Origin of the sequence: Helicobacter pametensis ATCC 51478 (assembly GCF_000518225.1) — a bacterium.
Taxonomy (GTDB): domain Bacteria; phylum Campylobacterota; class Campylobacteria; order Campylobacterales; family Helicobacteraceae; genus Helicobacter_G; species Helicobacter_G pametensis.
Genome location: NZ_JADE01000007.1, coordinates 46,834 through 64,694 on the forward strand (window position 1 = coordinate 46,834; position 17,861 = coordinate 64,694).

The window sequence follows — 17,861 nt, forward strand, 5'->3', positions numbered from 1 at the left end:
AGTACTTACTCTTTCAATCTTAATTCGAGGATTCGGTAATGCCAATGAAAAATGATTTAAAAAATAGATTACGCGTTGATTTTACACAAAATCCACAAAACCTAGAAGTCCCCAATTTATTGCTTTTACAACGAGGAAGCTATGATTCGTTTCTCTCTTCTGATCCCAACTCTGAGAGCGGAATCGAAAAAGTATTCCGATCCATCTTCCCCATCCAAGATGCCCAAAACCGCATCACTCTTGAATATATGGGATGCGAATTTGGAAAACCAAAATACACAGCGACTGAGGCGATGGTTCGTGGGATCACTTACTCTATCCCACTTAAAATCAAAGTAAGACTTGTGCTCTGGGATAAGGATGAGAAAACTGGAGAAAAAATTGGAATCAAAGATGTAAAAGAGCAAAGTATTTTTATCAGAGAGATTCCTCTAATGACTGATCGCACATCATTCATCATCAATGGGGTAGAGAGAGTTGTTGTGAATCAGCTCTATAGAAGCCCTGGTGTAATCTTCAAAGAAGAGGAATCCAATACCGTTTCCAATAAGCTCATCTATACTGGACAAATTATTCCAGATCGTGAATCTTGGCTTTATTTTGAATATGATGCTAAAGATATTTTGTTTGCACGAATCAATAAGAGAAGAAAAGTGCCAGTTACAATCATTTTTAGAGCGATGGGCTATGACAAGCAAGATATTTTGAAAATGTTTTATGAAAATCTTCCCATCAAGTTTAAAAATGGGAAATTTTTAACCCTTTTCAATCCTAAAAATTTTGATGGACGCCTTGAGTTTGATTTGAAAGATGAAAAGGGCAATGTTCTTGTTCAGGCCAATAAACGACTTGGGACGAAAAAAGCCAAACAGCTTCAAGAAGAAGGATTGAAGTGGATTGAATATCCTGTTGAAATTCTTCTCAATCGCTTTTTATCTGAGCCAATTGTCGATGCTCAGAGTGGAGAAGTTTTGTTTGATTCTCTTACTCAGCTTGATGAAGCCAAGCTTAAAAAAATGCAAGAATTAGGGATCTCTGAGTTTCAAATTGCCAATGATTTGGCAAGTGGGTCAGATAAATCAATCATCAATTCTTTCTTTGCCGATGCAGAATCTCTTAAGCTACTCAAGCAAACCGAGAAAATTGAAGATGAAAATGATCTAGCAGCAATCCGAATCTATAAAGTTATGCGTCCAGGTGAGCCTGTGACAAAAGAGGTTGCAAAATCATTTGTCCGCCAATTATTCTTCGATCCTGAGAGATATGATCTAACTCGTGTGGGACGAATGAAGATGAATCACAAGCTTGGTCTGAAAGTTCCAGATTATGTCACTGTTTTGACACATGAGGATATTTTTGAGAGTGTTAAATATCTTATCAAAGTCAAAAATGGTCAAGGTCGTATTGATGATCGCGATCACTTAGGGAATCGAAGGATTCGATCAATTGGTGAGCTTTTGGCCAATGAGTTGCATGTCGGTCTTGTCAAAATGCAAAAGGCAATCAGAGATAAGCTAACTACTATGAGTGGGCAGTTTGAGACAATTATGCCCCATGATTTAATCAACTCCAAAATGATCACAAGCACGATTATGGAATTTTTCACAGGAGGTCAGCTCTCTCAATTTATGGATCAGACAAATCCCCTATCTGAGGTAACGCATAAACGAAGATTGTCTGCTTTAGGAGAAGGAGGACTTGTCAAAGAGCGCGTTGGGTTTGAGGCAAGAGATGTGCATCCAACACATTATGGTCGTATTTGTCCTATTGAAACTCCAGAGGGACAAAATATCGGTCTGATCAATACGCTCTCTACTTTTACGCGTGTGAATAGTTTGGGCTTCATTGAAGCACCTTACAAAAAAGTGAGCAATGGGATGGTGAGTGAAGAGATCGTCTATCTCACCGCAACACAAGAAGAGGGATTGGTGATTGCTCCAGCAAGCACAAAGGTGGATGAGAATGGAGCAATTGTTGAAGATTTGATTGAGGTGCGAAAAGATGGCGAGATCATCTTGAGCGAAAAAGGAAAAGTGGATCTAATCGACCTAAGTCCTCGTATGCTTGTAGGTGTGGCTGCTTCACTTATTCCATTTTTGGAACATGATGATGCCAACAGAGCATTGATGGGATCCAACATGCAGCGTCAAGCTGTGCCATTGCTCAAGCCTGATGCGCCAATGGTTGGAACAGGGATTGAAAAAGTGATTGCTAGAGATTCTTGGGAGGCGGTTAAAGCCCAAAGAGCTGGAATTGTAGAAAGGGTAGATTCTCGCAATATTTATATTTTGGGTGAAGATGATGGCGGGGCATTTATCGATCACTATGCATTGCAAAAAAATCTAAGAACCAATCAAAACACAAGTTTTTCTCAGCATCCAATTGTCAAAATTGGAGAAAAAGTAGAAGTGGGTCAAATCATTGCTGATGGTCCAAGTATGGATAGCGGAGAACTTGCTTTGGGACAGAATGTGCGTGTTGCCTTTATGCCTTGGAATGGATATAACTTTGAAGATGCAATTGTGGTCAATGAAAAATTGGTCAAAGATGATGCATTCACTTCGATTCATATCTATGAGAAGGAGATTGAAGCACGAGAGCTTAAGCATGGTGCTGAAGAGATTACTGCTGATATTCCTGGTGTAAGGGATGAAGAAATCGCTCATCTTGATGAGAGCGGAATTGTCAAAATCGGGACCTATGTGAGCTCGGGTATGATTCTTGTAGGAAAAGTTTCACCCAAGGGAGAGGTTAAGCCAACGCCAGAGGAGAGATTGCTTAGAGCGATTTTTGGAGAGAAAGCTGGACATGTTGTCAATAAGTCGCTTTATTGCCCTCCTTCACTTGAGGGGACTGTCGTAGATGTCAAGATTTTTACCAAAAAGGGTTATGAAAAAGATGCAAGAGCAATCAGTGCATATGAAGAAGAAAAGGCAATTTTAGACATCGATCATCATGATCGTCTAACAATGCTCAATAAGGAAGAAATGCTTCGTATCACATCCATTTTGGTTAAAGAAAAATTGATTTCCAATGCAAAAATTGGTGAGAAAACCTATAAAAAGGGAGAAATCATCTCTAAAGATGAGATTGCAAATATCAATCGTTTTGCTCTCAATACATTGATCAAAAGCTATTCTTCTGGTGTTCAAGCTCAATATGAGCAAATCAAAAGCAACTTCTTGGAGCAGAAAAAAACTTTGGGAGAAGAGCACGAAGAGAAGCTTGCGATTTTGGAAAAAGATGACATTTTGCCAAGTGGCGTTGTGAAATTAGTCAAAATCTATATTGCCACAAAGCGTAAGCTAAAGGTGGGAGATAAAATGGCTGGACGCCATGGAAACAAGGGAATTGTGTCCAATATCGTTCCATCTGTAGATATGCCCTATACTGCTGATGGTGAAGCTGTAGATATCGTGCTCAATCCTCTAGGGGTTCCTAGTCGTATGAATATTGGACAGATTCTTGAAGTGCATCTTGGACTTGTTGGGAAGAATCTTGGACGCCAAATTGAGACAATGATGCAAGAGCAGACAGATGATTGGCTTAAGGCTGTGAAGAAAAAAATGATTGAGGTTGCAGAGCTTGTAACACCCAAAAGTGCCGAAGCTAAGGTATGGATTGAGGGGTTGAGTGAAGATGAGCTACTTGCATATGCTCGTGATTGGAGTAGGGGAGTGAAGTTTGCTATTCCTGTGTTTGAGGGAATTGAGCAGGAAAAATTTGACAAACTTTTTGATTTAGCACAAATTGCTCAAGATGGAAAATGCGATCTTTATGATGGAAAAACTGGAGAGAAGATCAAAGAGCGTGTTAATGTCGGATATATGTATATGTTGAAACTTCACCATCTTGTGGATGAAAAAGTTCATGCCAGAAGCACTGGACCTTATTCTCTTGTAACTCAACAGCCTGTGGGCGGAAAGGCATTGTTTGGTGGTCAGAGATTTGGAGAGATGGAAGTGTGGGCATTGGAGGCTTATGGAGCTGCACATACACTCAAAGAAATGCTTACCATCAAATCTGATGATACAGAAGGAAGAGTAAGGGCATATAAGGCTATCACGCGAGGAGAGCCTGTGGGCGAATCAGAGATTCCAGAAACTTTCTATGTCCTCTCAAAAGAACTTCAGTCTCTTGGCTTGGATGTCAATGTTTATGGAGATGAAAAAGATGAAGATGGCAATCCTCAACTCTTGAGTATCAAAGAAGATGGACGACCTAAAGATTTCAACGCATTCCAGCTTGTTTTGGCAAGTCCTGAGAAGATTCTCTCTTGGTCTAATGGAGAGGTAAAAAAGCCAGAAACAATCAACTATAGGACACTCAAACCTGAAAGAGATGGTTTGTTCTGTACCAAGATTTTTGGACCAGTTAGGGACTATGAGTGTTTGTGTGGAAAGTATAAAAAGATGCGCTACAAGGGAATCGTATGTGAAAAATGCGGTGTGGAAGTGACAAGTGCAAAAGTTAGACGCTCTAGAATGGGGCATATCGAGCTTGTGAGTCCAGTGGCACATATTTGGTATGTAAGCTCGCTTCCAAGTCGTATCGGAACCTTGCTTGGTGTGAAGGTCAAAGACCTTGAGAGAGTGCTTTATTATGAGGCATATATCGTCAAAGAGGCTGGTGAGGCATATTATGACAATGAGAAAACTAAGCCTGTGATGAAGTATGATGTTCTCAATGAGGAGCAATTCCAAAGCATCAATCAGCGTTTTGAGATGACAGGTTTTGTGGCTCAAATGGGAGGAGAGGCTGTTAGAGATTTGCTTGAGGGGCTTGATTTGGTTGAGCTTTTGGCAACGCTTAAAGAAGAAGTCAAAAATACAAATTCAGAAGCCAAAAAGAAAACAATTATTAAGCGTCTTAAGGTCGTTGAGAGTTTTGTAGCTTCAGGCAATCGCCCAGAGTGGATGATCCTCAATGTATTATCAGTTCTGCCACCAGATTTGAGACCTCTTGTTGCATTGGATGGTGGCAAATTTGCCGTGAGTGATGTCAATGATTTGTATCGTAAAGTGATCAATCGAAATCAGAGATTAAAGAGATTGTTAGAGCTTGATGCACCAGAAATTATTATTCGCAATGAAAAAAGAATGCTTCAAGAAGCAGTTGATGCTCTTTTTGACAATGGACGCAATGCTAATGCTGTCAAGGGCGCCAATAAGAGACCTCTTAAATCACTCTCTGAAATTATCAAAGGAAAACAAGGACGCTTTAGACAGAATCTCTTAGGAAAGCGTGTGGATTTCTCTGGACGAAGTGTAATTGTCGTTGGACCAAATTTGAGAATGGATCAGTGTGGATTACCTAAGAATATGGCTCTTGAGCTATTTAAACCACATTTGCTTGCCAAACTTGAAGAAAAAGGTTATGCCACAACACTCAAACAGGCTAAAAAAATCATTGATCAAAAAAGCAATGAAGTGTGGGAATGCTTGCAGGAGGTAGTCGAGGGGTATCCTGTGCTACTCAACCGTGCGCCAACACTCCATAAGCAATCCATCCAAGCCTTCCATCCAAAGCTCATTGATGGTAAGGCGATTCAGTTGCATCCTCTTGTTTGTTCAGCATTCAATGCCGACTTTGATGGAGATCAGATGGCTGTGCATGTTCCACTCTCTCAAGAAGCAATCACTGAGTGCAAGGTGCTTATGCTTAGCTCAATGAATATTTTGCTTCCAGCAAGTGGAAAGGCTGTAGCAGTTCCTAGTCAAGATATGGTTTTGGGTCTTTATTATCTATCTCTTGGAAAAGAGGGTGTGAAAGGCGAGCATAAGCTATATGGAGGAATCAATGAGATTATGATGGCCTTAGAGCTTGGAGATCTTGATATCAATGCCAATATCCGTGTCTCATGTAACCAAAAGATCATTCAAACAACCGCTGGAAGAATGATTCTTAAATCTGTGTTGCCTGATTTTGTCCCAGTGCATTTGTGGAACAAAGTGATGAAGAAAAAAGATATTGGAGCTTTGATTGATTATGTTTATAAAGAGGGAGGTATCGGGATTAGTGCTACCTTCCTAGATAGTCTTAAGGATCTTGGTTTTAAATATGCTACCAAGGCTGGAGTATCAATTTCTGCTGCTGATATTATCGTCCCAGAAAACAAGCAAAAAGTGATTGATGGCGCTAAGAGTAAGGTCAAAGAAATCCAAGCACAATTTGAATCGGGTCTTTTGACAGAGCAGGAGCGCTATAACAAGATTATCGATATTTGGACTGAAACCAATAACAGTATGAGTAAGGAAATGATGAGTCTTGTAGAGAGCGATAAGGGAGGATTTAACTCTATTTATATGATGGCTGATTCTGGAGCGAGAGGAAGTGCAGCACAGATCAGACAACTTTCTGCGATGCGTGGTTTGATGGCAAAGCCTGATGGGACTATTATTGAAACTCCTATTGTGTCCAACTTCAAAGAAGGTTTGAATGTCTTGGAATACTTCACTTCAACGCATGGGGCAAGAAAAGGACTTGCAGATACGGCACTCAAAACAGCCAATGCGGGATATTTGACAAGAAAGCTCATTGATGTCTCGCAAAATGTCAAAGTAGTGATGGAGGATTGTGGGACACATGAGGGGGTTGAGATCACAGATATCACTGTTGGTAGTGAGATGATTGAACCAATGGAGGAGCGAATCTATGGGCGTGTCTTGGCCAAAGATGCGATCGATCCTATCACCAATGAGGTTGTCGTCAGTGAGGGGACAATGATTGATGAAGAAATGGCACAAAAGATCAAAGAGATTGGTTTGAAATCAGTCATCATCCGTACCCCTGTGACCTGTAAGGCTGAGAGAGGGATTTGTGCTAAGTGTTATGGATTGAATCTTGGTGAGGGCAAAATGGTCAAACCTGGAGAAGCTGTTGGCGTTTTGGCTGCTCAATCTATTGGTGAACCTGGAACACAGCTTACACTCCGAACTTTCCATATCGGTGGGACAGCTTCTAGAAGTGCAGAAGAGAGACAGGTAGTGGCGACAAGCGAAGGTTTTGTACGCTATTACAATGTCAAAACATTTAAGAATCAAGAAGGCAAAGATATCATTGCCAATAGAAGAAATGCTTCTATTCTTGTTGTTGAGCCAAAGATTTTTGCTCCATTTGATGGAAAGATTCAGCTTGAAATTGCTCATGATGAAGTGATTTTGAGTGTGATTTCCAAAAAAGATCAGGCGAGATTTACTCTTAGAAAAGATGATCTTGTCAAGCCAAATGAATTGGCAGGAATTAGTGGCAAGATCGAGGGCAAGATCTATCTTCCTTATGAGAATGATGCCCTAATCAAAGAGGGTGAGAGTATTGTAGATATCATTAAGGATGGATGGAATGTCCCCAATCGCATTCCTTATGGTAGTGAGCTTTTGATCCAAGATGGTGAGTCTGTTTCACAAAATATCTACGCTCAAACTGCTGGAATTGTTCATTATTACAAGCTTGAAGTAGATTCATTGCAGCGACTTGAAAAACTCAAAGCGCAAGAAAAGATCACAAGTGAAGGTGTATTTGCTGTGGTGGTAGATAGCAATGATCGAGAGGTTTCAAGACACTATATTGCCAATGGTTCTATCGTGTCTGTTGCAGATGGAGGTAGTGTGGCACAGAATGAATTGATCGCCCAGTCAGCATCTTCTGCTCAACCCGTGATTGCAATGTGGGATCCTTATAGCACGCCTGTGATCGCTGAAATTGCAGGTAAGGTGAGCTATGAGGATATTATCCCTGGAATCACTGTGGCTGAACAGCTTGATGAGACAACTGGACAGAGTTCACTTGTGGTCAATGAGTATTTCTCAAGTACCTATAAGCCTGCTTTGGTGATTGAGGATAAGAATGGAGAGAAAATCTCCTATCGTCTTGAGGCTCAAACTTCAATCATGGTCATTGATGGAGCTCAGGTTGGTGTCGCTGATGTGATTGCCAAAACTCCAAAGGCTCTTGCAAAATCCAAGGATATTACAGGGGGTCTGCCAAGAGTTTCTGAGCTCTTTGAGGCAAGGAAGCCTAAGGATATGGCAGTGCTCTCTGAGCTTGATGGAATCATTACATTTGGAAAACCTGTGCGAGGCAAAGAGAAGATTATTGTTACAGCAGAGGATGGCCGTGTTTGTGAATATTTGATCGACAAAAATAAAAAGATCTTAGTCCATCAAAATGAATTTATTCATGCTGGTGAAGCCATGACAGATGGTGTGATTTCAAGTCATGATATTTTAAGAATCAGTGGTGAAAAAGAGCTTCACAAATACATCATCAGTGAGGTTCAGCAAGTTTATAGACGCCAAGGTGTAAGCATTGCTGATAAACATATTGAGATTATTGTGTCTCAAATGTTGCGTCAGGTTAAGATTGTGGATAGTGGAGATACGAAGTTTATCGAGGGAGATCTTGTGAGCAAGCGTCATTTCAAAGAAGAAAATGAAAGGATTCAAAGACTTGGAGGTGCTCCAGCTATCGCAGAATCTGTTTTGCTTGGGATCACAAGAGCAGCTGTTGGAAGTGATAGCATCATTTCTGCAGCATCATTCCAAGAAACAACTAAGGTCCTTACAGAGGCTTCAATCGCTGCCAAAACAGATCGCTTAGAGGATCTCAAAGAAAATGTTGTTCTTGGAAGAATGATTCCTGTTGGAACCGGACTTTATAAGAATAAGAAGTTCCGATATCAAGTCGGTTAGAGATATAAAATGCGAAAAATATTGTAAAATTTTCGCATTTTTGATTTTAATTTTGTAAAAAGGAAGAGAAAGTGCCTACAATAAATCAATTGATTAGAAAAGAAAGAAAAAAAGTTGTCAAGAAGACAAAGTCTCCAGCACTCATGGAGTGTCCTCAAAGAAGAGGAGTATGTACGCGTGTTTATACAACAACACCAAAGAAACCAAACTCAGCTTTGAGAAAGGTTGCAAAGGTTAAACTTACAAGCAAGGTCGAAGTGATTAGCTATATCCCTGGTGAAGGACATAATTTGCAAGAGCACTCTATTGTTTTGGTAAGAGGTGGAAGGGTCAAAGACTTGCCAGGGGTTAAGTATCACATTATCCGTGGTGCTCTTGATACAGCAGGTGTTGCGAAGAGAACAGTATCTCGCAGTAAGTATGGTGCCAAAAAAGCAAAAGCAGACAAAAAATAAGGAAGGTGTGAATGAGAAGAAGAAAAGCTCCAGTTAGAGAAGTATTGGGTGATCCTGTTTATGGAAATAAGGTAGTGACAAAGTTTATCAATAAGATGATGTATGATGGCAAGAAGAGTGTTGCTGAGAAAATCATCTATGCTGCTTTTAATAAGATTGAGGAAAAGAGTGGAGAAAAAGGGATTGAGACTTTTGAGAAGGCACTTGAAAAGGTTAAGCCACTTGTTGAAGTTAGAAGCAGAAGAGTTGGAGGGGCGACTTATCAGGTTCCTGTAGAGGTGCGTCCAGCAAGACAGCAGTCTTTGTCGATTCGCTGGATTTTGGAGGCGACTCGTAAAAGAAATGAGAGAACGATGATCGATCGCTTGGCAAATGAGTTGATGGATGCTGCCAATGATAGAGGTGCAGCTTTCAAAAAGAGAGAAGATGTTCATAAAATGGCTGAAGCTAACAAAGCTTTTGCTCACTACCGCTGGTAATTTCGCATTTCCCATTATGGGAAGTGCTCTTCTATAGCTATAAACTACAAAACAAGGACAAGAAATGGCAAGAAAAACCCCATTAAATCGCATTAGAAATATTGGTATTGCTGCACATATTGATGCAGGAAAAACAACAACATCTGAGAGAATCTTGTTTTATACAGGAGTAAGCCACAAGATTGGAGAGGTACATGATGGTGCTGCGACAATGGATTGGATGGAACAAGAAAAAGAAAGAGGAATCACAATCACATCGGCTGCAACAACATGTTTTTGGAAAGATTGTCAGATCAATTTGATTGACACCCCTGGACATGTAGATTTTACAATTGAAGTTGAGAGATCTATGAGGGTTTTGGATGGAGCTGTTGCAGTATTTTGTTCGGTTGGGGGTGTGCAACCACAGAGCGAGACAGTATGGAGACAGGCCAATAAGTATGGCGTTCCACGCATGGTTTTTGTCAATAAGATGGATCGAATCGGAGCAAATTTCTACAATGTAGAAGAACAAATCCGCACAAGACTTAAAGCCAATCCTGTGCCTATCAATATCCCAATTGGGGCAGAAGATAGCTTTAAGGGAGTTGTTGATCTTATTGCGATGAAAGCTATTGTTTGGAATGATGAGACAATGGGCGCGAAATATGACATCGAGGAGATTCCATCTGATTTGCTCGAGAAAGCCAATCAATATAGAGAAAAACTTGTTGAAGCAGCAGCAGAACAAGATGAAGTATTGATGGAAAAATATCTTGGCGGAGAGGAGTTGAGTGTCGAGGAGATCAAAAAGGGAATCAAAGCAGGATGTTTGGCAATGACTATCGTTCCTATGCTTTGTGGCTCATCTTTTAAAAATAAAGGAGTCCAAACACTTCTTGATGCTGTGATCGATTTCTTGCCTGCTCCTACAGAAGTGGCTGATATCCGCGGAATTGATCCTAAGACTGAAGAAGAAATCAGTGTCAAATCTGGAGACAATGGGGAATTTGCCGGACTTGCTTTTAAGATTATGACTGACCCATTTGTGGGACAATTGACATTCGTGCGTGTATATCGTGGAATGCTTGAATCTGGAAGCTATGTGCTTAACTCAACAAAAGGCAAAAAGGAAAGAGTAGGAAGACTTCTTAAGATGCACTCTAATAAGAGAGAAGATATTAAAGAAGTTTATGCTGGTGAGATCTGTGCCTTTGTAGGCTTGAAGGATACTTTGACTGGAGATACGCTTTGTTCTGAAAAAGATCCTGTGATTTTGGAGAGAATGGAATTCCCTGAGCCTGTGATTCACATTGCAGTCGAGCCAAAAACAAAAGCAGATCAAGAGAAAATGGCTGTGGCTCTTGGAAAGTTGGCTGAAGAGGATCCAAGCTTTAGAGTAAGTACACATGAGGAAACTGGTCAAACTCTGATCGGAGGAATGGGTGAACTTCATCTTGAGATCATTGTGGATCGCTTGAAGAGAGAATTTAAGGTTGAGGCAGAGATTGGACAGCCTCAAGTTGCATTCCGCGAGACGATTAGAAGTGCCGTTGAACAAGAGTGCAAATATGCTAAGCAATCTGGTGGTCGCGGACAATATGGTCATGTGTTTATTAAACTAGAGCCAAAAGAAGCAGGAAGTGGCTATGAGTTTGTGAATGATATTTCTGGAGGGGTGATTCCAAAAGAATACATTCCTGCAGTTGATAAGGGAATCCAAGAGGCAATGCAAAATGGAGTTTTGGCAGGTTATCCTGTAGTGGATTTCAAAATCACACTTTTTGATGGAAGTTATCATGATGTTGATAGCTCTGAGATGGCATTTAAGATCGCGGGATCAATGGCATTTAAAGATGCTTGTCGCAAAGCTAACCCAGTACTTCTTGAGCCAATGATGAAGGTAGAAGTTGAAGTGCCAGAGGAATATATGGGAGATGTGATTGGAGATCTCAATCGACGAAGAGGACAAATCAACTCAATGGATGATCGAATGGGTCTCAAGATCGTCAATGCTTTTGTTCCACTTGCAGAAATGTTTGGATACTCCACAGATCTTCGATCAGCCACTCAGGGTCGTGGAACATATACGATGGAGTTTGATCATTATGGTGAGGTTCCATCTAATATTGCAAAAGAAATCACGGAGCAAAGAAAAGGGTAACCCCCTTTTCTCTATTTAATCCCTTCTTTTTTAATTTTTCTCATATTCTTTAAATCCCCCCCCCCTTTTTTTTTATAGTCATAATTGCTCACATCATTTTTTCACAAAACCTTGGCTAAATAGATTTTCATTATCTATCTTGATTTTCCATAAAAGAGTGGGAGAGATCCTTGGGATCACTATTTGGTGTTGAGTGTAAATGCATCAGAAAGCGTAGTTTGAGTTTGTATTTATCAAGTGTGATGAGGAGAATTTCTAGACATTGATGATAGAGGGGGGAGATGTCATTGTGTGGGTAATGAAGAGCGCACATCATGAGATTATGCAGGAGATGACAGATGCTCCCATCAAGCAAGATCCCGATACTTGGATGAGTAATGCTTTTGGCCACACAGCTTGCATTGATTGAATCAATGAGATTAAATAGATCTATTTTGGAGTGGATAGGAGAGAGTAGGGTTTGTTTGATTTCTTCGATGAAATGATGAGCATCTTGCAAAAATTGCTTGCAATCGGGGGTGTTGAGTTGAGGAGTGAAACATTGTTTGAGTTGTTTGATGGCTTGTTGTTTGTCTTTGAGTTTAAGATCAAATTCTGATGGTTTGATACTCCTAGCGCCTTGGATGTATGCCCCTTCTCCAAGATTGAGCACAAAATTGGGTTTAAAATGAGAGATGGCTAAACTCATCATCTCTATAGATAGAGCAAAGATTGAGGTGGAATAGACTTTTTTGCTCTGATTTCCTTTGACTTCAAACGCATCCTTTGGGATTTGTGTTCCCTCTTGTCCATAGAAGCTTCCTTTGGCATGCTTACTTTGTCCTTGGATATATCCGCAATCTAGCCCACACAAAATCACATCACTTCCCAAAGCACAAGCAAGTGCTACTCCAGCATTGCCTACAAAAGGAGAACTAAGCTCAAGCACAAAAGAGGGGAGAAGATATGCTCCAGCACTTCCTCCTCGCATAAATAAAAAATGTTCTTTGGCTAGAGAGAATGCTTTGGGATTGAGCATATTGCCTGCAATGAGTGGAGTATCTTTGAGTGGGGCATCCAATAAAACATCATAGAGATAATCAATGCGCTCAATTTCGATCTGAAAATCAGGTAGGATCTCGTGATTTTTGAGTACCTTGAGCGCTGTTCCGCAGCTAAAAATAATCATTTTCTCTTGGTTTTGTCGGATAAATGGTAAGAGAGAATCAAGACTTGATCCATTGCCAACGACGCAAATTGGTATATCAATACGCTTGGGGGATGTGAGTGTGGGCGGTAGAAATGTAAGATTTTTGAGGGTATTTTGAAAGCCAATCATCTCATCTTCAAAACTTCCCCAACCTCTTGAGTTCTGAGCCTGCATCTCATGAATGAGTTGTTTGGCACTCTGGATCTTGGGTGAGGAGTAGAGTGAGAGCTCTAGATTGAGAAAGTTGTTTGTGATCTTGTGAGATTGAAAATAGCTTTTGATGAGATGGCGATGGATTAGATCTTGAACAAAAAGATAGCAAGAGCGCTTGGAGCATCTCTCAAAAAGTAGGGCAAAATCAACAAAAAAACAGGAGATTCTAAAGAAATCCATTTCTTCTTCAAACCACAATAAAGAATGAAAAAACATCCCCTCTTCTAGCAAGAATTGCACAAATAATCCCCCAAGAGCTCCATAAATACAGGTGCTAGGCAAAAAGAAAGAAGGAAGATGAAAGTGTGCCACTCCCCCTAATTGATCTAGCGAGTTAATCATCTGGTTGATGGCTTGACCTGTGATGGGGAAAGTGTTTTCATCCATTTTTTGGAGATAGAGATTGTTGTGTGAGATGCTCCATTTGGGGTTTTGGAGTGGTGAATTTGCGAGATCTTTGTGTGTTTGGATCAAAGTATGCACATCTTGAATCTTGGGATAAACCAAGGATTTGTTTTGTAGGTGAATGAGATTAAGTCCATGTTGATCAAAGAAAAGATTGTATTGTTTGGGGGGAAGGATGAGCTGCTCGTAGAGTTTTGGGTTGAGTGAGGAGAAGAATGAAAGATTGCTTGAAAATCTCTTTTGGAGTGTTTCTTGGATGAGGGAGGGCTCACCTCGTTCCAAAAGATCGATGAGTTTCATAAGCTGATCTCATAGAGCTTTTTACGCTCACTTGAGCTGGCAATATTGAGTTTTTGGCGATATTTTGTGATGGTGCGTCTAACGATTTTGATCCCAAATTTAGATTCGATGAGTTCAAGGATTTTGGAATCACTGAGGGGTTTTTTGCGATTTTCATTTTTGACAAGATCAAGGATAAAATCTTTAATCGCACTATTGCTAATATCCTCATCTAGCGCTGTGGAAAAGAAGCTTTTGATGGGAAAAAGTCCTCGATCACACTCTAGATATTTGTTGGAGATTGCTCTTGAAATTGTGCTTGGAGCATGCCCAAATTCATCAGCCAAGTCTTTTAGTCGCATCGGTTTGATTTCACCCCCATGAAAAAAATCATATTGGTATTCTACGATCATGAGTCCGATTTTTTGAAGAGTAGCCTTGCGCATCTCTAGTGCATCAACCAGTGATCGTGCTTCTTTGAGTTTGGATTTGATGAATTGTTCGGCATTTTTTTGAGTTAGATTGGTTTGGATTGATGAATTGATTTGAATGCTGGGTGAGGCTAGATCATTGAGTTTGACCTCGATTTTGCCCTCATCAAAATAGACAAATAAATCAGGCTTGATGTATTGCTCTTGTGCAAGATAATCAATCGCTGGAGGATTTTTGAAGCTTTTGATGACTTGCATGACTTCTTGATAAAAAGGTGAATGCTTGAATCGAAAATGATTATTGAGGTCATTTAGGATTTGGACTGCTAGGGTGTAGGATTCTTGATTGAGATCGCTTTGTTGGAGCTGAAAGGAAAAGGATTCAAAGCAATCCATCGATGCGATTCCACAGGGTTCAAGATAGGCAAAGCGCTGACGGATCTTTTCTACTTCATTGGGAGAGCAGTCGTGTTCTTGGGCTATTTGATCCAGATTACCATCAAAATATCCTTCTTCATTGAGATTTTCTATGATGCTTTGAGCGATATTTTGAGAGAGGGGAGTAGGAAAAAGAGGGGGAGAGATTTGATCTTGCAATACTTCAAATAAACTACTCTCATAGAGGCAAAAATTTTCAAAACCCTCAGGAGCACCTTTGGATTTTTTGAGAATCTTGCTTTGAGTATTTTGAGAAGTGAAATCTTGCATGGAGTGATTTTGGATCTCAGCATAGGGATTGTCTCCAAGCATTTCACTTAGTGTTTCTTCAAGCTCATCATTGGAGCTTTGCAAAATCGGAAGCCAGCTTTTGAGTGTAGTGGAAAGTTTGGTTTTGGTCGATGAGCGGAGTTTGAGACCTGATTTCATGCTTTGAAATTTTCACCCAAATAGTATTTGCGCACCAGTTCATTGTCATAAATTTCACTTGCTTTGCCACTCGTGAGAAGTGTTCCACTTTTGATCACATAGGCTCGATCGCAAACTGCAAGTGTTTCACGCACATTGTGATCAGTGATTAGCACGCCAATATCCATAGAAACAAGTTTTTCAATAATTTTTTGGATGTCAATCACAGCCAAAGGATCAACCCCAGCAAAAGGTTCATCAAGCAAGACAAATTTAGGACTTTTTACAAGGGCACGAGCGATTTCAACCCGACGCCTTTCCCCACCACTCAAACTCATCCCTTTGCGTGCGCGGATCGGTTCGATATTGAATGCACTTAGCATTTCCTCAATCATATTTTTGCGCTCTTTTTTATCCTTGATTGAGATTTCAGCACTTAGCATTAGATTCTCTTCCACGCTTAATTCTTTAAAAATACTTGATTCTTGAGGAAGATAACCAATCCCAAGATTAGAGCGCTTATGTAGGGGAAAGTGAGAGATTTCAACATCATCAAGATAGACATTTCCACTTGTGGGTTTTAAAAGTCCGCAAATCATATAGAAAGTCGTTGTTTTGCCTGCACCATTTGGTCCCAAAAGTCCGACAACTTCGCCACTTTTGACTTCCACAGAAACATCATTGACAATTTTTGTTTTTTTGATTTGTTTGCTGAGATGGACTGCTTTTAGGGTATTCATTGAGAGATCCTATAGGAGCGAGTGGCTCCAGTTTTTGAAATTGTAATGACAATCATAGCAAAACCACTTTGTTTTAGGAGGTTTTCTAGATGTTCATCCCCCCACTCAACAAAATGCCATCCCAAAGTATCTAGCATCTCAAGCAAACCAAGTTCAAGACATTCCATAAGAGACTTGCGATAGAGATCATAGTGGAAGAGGGTGTGAGTAGAGGAGGGATAGATGTTTTGGATTCCAAATGTTGGGGATGTAACTGGTGCTGAAAGCCCAATTTGTTTGGAAAGCTCTTGGACAAGAGTTGTTTTTCCGCTTGCCAAATCTCCACGCAAAAGAATGATGTGATGAGGTGAGAGCATCGGAATGAGGGCTTCAAGCGTATTTTGGAGAGAGTGGAAAATAGCCATTAGATTTTCCTAGCTGTGGAGAGATCGACTTGGAGATGTTTTTTGAGATTACCTAGAAGTGTTTGGTTTCTAGCTGCAAAATTTAGAGGAGATGGAGATGGAGATGGAGATGGAGATGGAGATGGAGATGGAGATGGAGATGGAGATGGATTGGAATCTTCTATGTGATTGGAGGATGGATTACTTTGAGATTGATCAAATCTGATGTTTGTCTGTGTCCCAAAAACCTGTAGGGCAAAGGATTTGATGAGAGGAAATTGCTCGCGCAACAAGGTTTTGTCTTCGGCACTATGAGCGAGACTTGTGAGAAGAAGAATATGATCTTCAAAGCTGATGAATTTGACATTTTTTTCAAAACATTCACCAAGGGCGTGATTGCGATCATAGAGGAGATCGACTAGGGCTTGAAATGGAGGTTTTGTTGTCTTGGATTCTGTGTGTATTTGAGGGGTATTGGGGGTTTGCAAGATAGCTTGTGAAGAGAGATTATCAGCCAATTGGTTTGGAGGGGTTTGGATATGGGAGAGCTGAGATTGTTCTAGAGATGAGATAAGGCTTTGTACATCTTTGAGCTTTGTGGCCTCCTGCATCTTAAGCAAGCTTAAAAGAAGCACAAATTCTCCATCGCTATTGAGAGAGAGCAGGGTTTTGCTCTGGGCAAGGATAGAGAAAAAGCGATTGAGCAATGTAGTATTGAATTGTTTAGAGAGTGCCTTGGCTTTAAGAAAGAGCAACATCTCATCAATCACCATTTCACATTCATACTCCTGCATAGTGTTCAAAATTTCTTGTGCACCCTGCTCATCTTTTTGCAAAATTGCAGCAAAAAAGAGTTCAAGAAGCTGAGGATCAATGATTCCCAACATCTCTGTGACTTGATTGAGGGTGATTTGATTATTGCCAAAGATGATAGCTTGCTCAAGGAGTGTGAGTGTGTCTCTAAGGCTTCCTGATCCACTGCGCGCGATGATTTGAAGCGCTTCATCTTCAAAAGGAATATTTTCCTTTTGCAAAATATAAATGATGTGCTCCAAAATATTTTTTTGAGGGATTTTTTTGAATCGAAAATGCTGTGTTCGACTTAAAATCGTCGCAGGCATCAATAATGGATCTGTGGTAGCAAGGATAAATTTTACAAATTCTGGCGGTTCTTCAAGAGTTTTAAGCAAAGCATTAAATGCTTCTTTTGTAAGCATATGTACTTCATCGATGATGAAAATCTTATAGCGTCCAAAGCTTGGTTTATATTTGGTTTGCTCAATCAGATCGCGAATATCATCGATCTTGCGATTGGAGGCAGCATCAAGCTCGATGATGTCAATATGTCGCCCCTCAAGGCTTGCTTTGCAGTTATCACAAGTGCCACAAGGAGTGCTTGTAGGCCCATGATCGCATTGTAGGGCACGCGCGAAAATACGCGCAGAGCTTGTCTTCCCACTCCCTCTAAGTCCGCTAAAAAGATAGGCATTGGAAACTTTGTTTTGATCTAGAGCTAGAGAGAGGGTTTGAGAAATGCTGTGCTGTCCGACTAGATCTTGGAATCGAGTGGGGCGATATTTGAGGGCAAGTGTCATTGGGATTCCTATA

The 17,861-nt window shown here is 40.5% G+C and carries 9 protein-coding genes; 4 read left to right on the forward strand and 5 right to left on the reverse strand.

Annotated features, from left to right (window positions below; genetic code table 11):
- Nucleotides 1-38: 38 nt before the first annotated feature.
- The 4 genes from T391_RS0101315 (at nt 39) to fusA (ending at nt 11,767) form a co-directional block, all read left to right on the forward strand.
- Nucleotides 39-8,690 carry a DNA-directed RNA polymerase subunit beta/beta' gene (locus T391_RS0101315; protein WP_027326824.1) on the forward strand — a complete coding sequence of 2,884 codons (8,652 nt, stop codon included), beginning with the start codon at nt 39-41 and terminating at the stop codon, nt 8,688-8,690.
- A gap of 71 nt (nt 8,691-8,761) precedes the next feature.
- Nucleotides 8,762-9,145, forward strand: a complete 384-nt coding sequence (gene rpsL / locus T391_RS0101320; RefSeq protein WP_027326825.1) for a 30S ribosomal protein S12 — start codon at nt 8,762-8,764, stop codon at nt 9,143-9,145.
- A gap of 11 nt (nt 9,146-9,156) precedes the next feature.
- A complete protein-coding gene (gene rpsG, locus T391_RS0101325; protein WP_027326826.1) occupies nt 9,157-9,624 on the forward strand; it encodes a 30S ribosomal protein S7 in 468 nt (155 codons plus the stop codon).
- Between the two features lie 64 nt (nt 9,625-9,688).
- On the forward strand, nt 9,689-11,767 hold the full coding sequence (gene fusA, locus T391_RS0101330) for an elongation factor G (RefSeq protein WP_027326827.1): 2,079 nt from the start codon (nt 9,689-9,691) through the stop codon (nt 11,765-11,767).
- Nucleotides 11,768-11,897: 130 nt separating this feature from the next.
- Here fusA and T391_RS07550 read toward each other — a convergent pair whose 3' ends face one another.
- From T391_RS07550 to T391_RS0101355, 5 genes are read right to left on the reverse strand one after another with little or no spacing between them, the layout of a single operon-like run.
- Entirely contained in the window at nt 11,898-13,874 is a 1,977-nt protein-coding gene (locus T391_RS07550; RefSeq protein WP_084340081.1) for a motility associated factor glycosyltransferase family protein, read from the reverse strand.
- Nucleotides 13,871-15,151, reverse strand: a complete 1,281-nt coding sequence (locus tag T391_RS0101340; RefSeq protein ID WP_027326828.1) for an RNA polymerase factor sigma-54 — start codon at nt 15,149-15,151, stop codon at nt 13,871-13,873. The genes T391_RS07550 and T391_RS0101340 overlap by 4 nt, the downstream gene beginning before the upstream one ends.
- Entirely contained in the window at nt 15,148-15,870 is a 723-nt protein-coding gene (gene lptB, locus T391_RS0101345; protein ID WP_027326829.1) for an LPS export ABC transporter ATP-binding protein, read from the reverse strand. The genes T391_RS0101340 and lptB overlap by 4 nt, the downstream gene beginning before the upstream one ends.
- Nucleotides 15,867-16,274, reverse strand: coding sequence for a tRNA (adenosine(37)-N6)-threonylcarbamoyltransferase complex ATPase subunit type 1 TsaE (tsaE, locus tag T391_RS07555; RefSeq protein WP_051420513.1), 408 nt, complete (start codon nt 16,272-16,274; stop codon nt 15,867-15,869). Before tsaE ends, lptB begins: the two co-directional genes overlap by 4 nt.
- A complete protein-coding gene (locus T391_RS0101355) occupies nt 16,274-17,848 on the reverse strand; it encodes a DNA polymerase III subunit gamma/tau (RefSeq protein ID WP_027326830.1) in 1,575 nt (524 codons plus the stop codon). Before T391_RS0101355 ends, tsaE begins: the two co-directional genes overlap by 1 nt.
- Between the last annotated feature and the right edge of the window lie 13 nt (nt 17,849-17,861).

Coding starts and splice junctions, on each gene's coding strand:
- T391_RS0101315 (WP_027326824.1), top strand. CDS start 39: ATGCCAATGAAAAATGATTTAAAAAATAGATTACGCGTTGATTTTACA.
- rpsG (WP_027326826.1), top strand. CDS start 9,157: ATGAGAAGAAGAAAAGCTCCAGTTAGAGAAGTATTGGGTGATCCTGTT.
- fusA (WP_027326827.1), top strand. CDS start 9,689: ATGGCAAGAAAAACCCCATTAAATCGCATTAGAAATATTGGTATTGCT.
- T391_RS07550 (WP_084340081.1), bottom strand. CDS start 13,874: ATGAAACTCATCGATCTTTTGGAACGAGGTGAGCCCTCCCTCATCCAA.
- T391_RS0101340 (WP_027326828.1), bottom strand. CDS start 15,151: ATGAAATCAGGTCTCAAACTCCGCTCATCGACCAAAACCAAACTTTCC.
- lptB (WP_027326829.1), bottom strand. CDS start 15,870: ATGAATACCCTAAAAGCAGTCCATCTCAGCAAACAAATCAAAAAAACA.
- tsaE (WP_051420513.1), bottom strand. CDS start 16,274: ATGGCTATTTTCCACTCTCTCCAAAATACGCTTGAAGCCCTCATTCCG.
- T391_RS0101355 (WP_027326830.1), bottom strand. CDS start 17,848: ATGACACTTGCCCTCAAATATCGCCCCACTCGATTCCAAGATCTAGTC.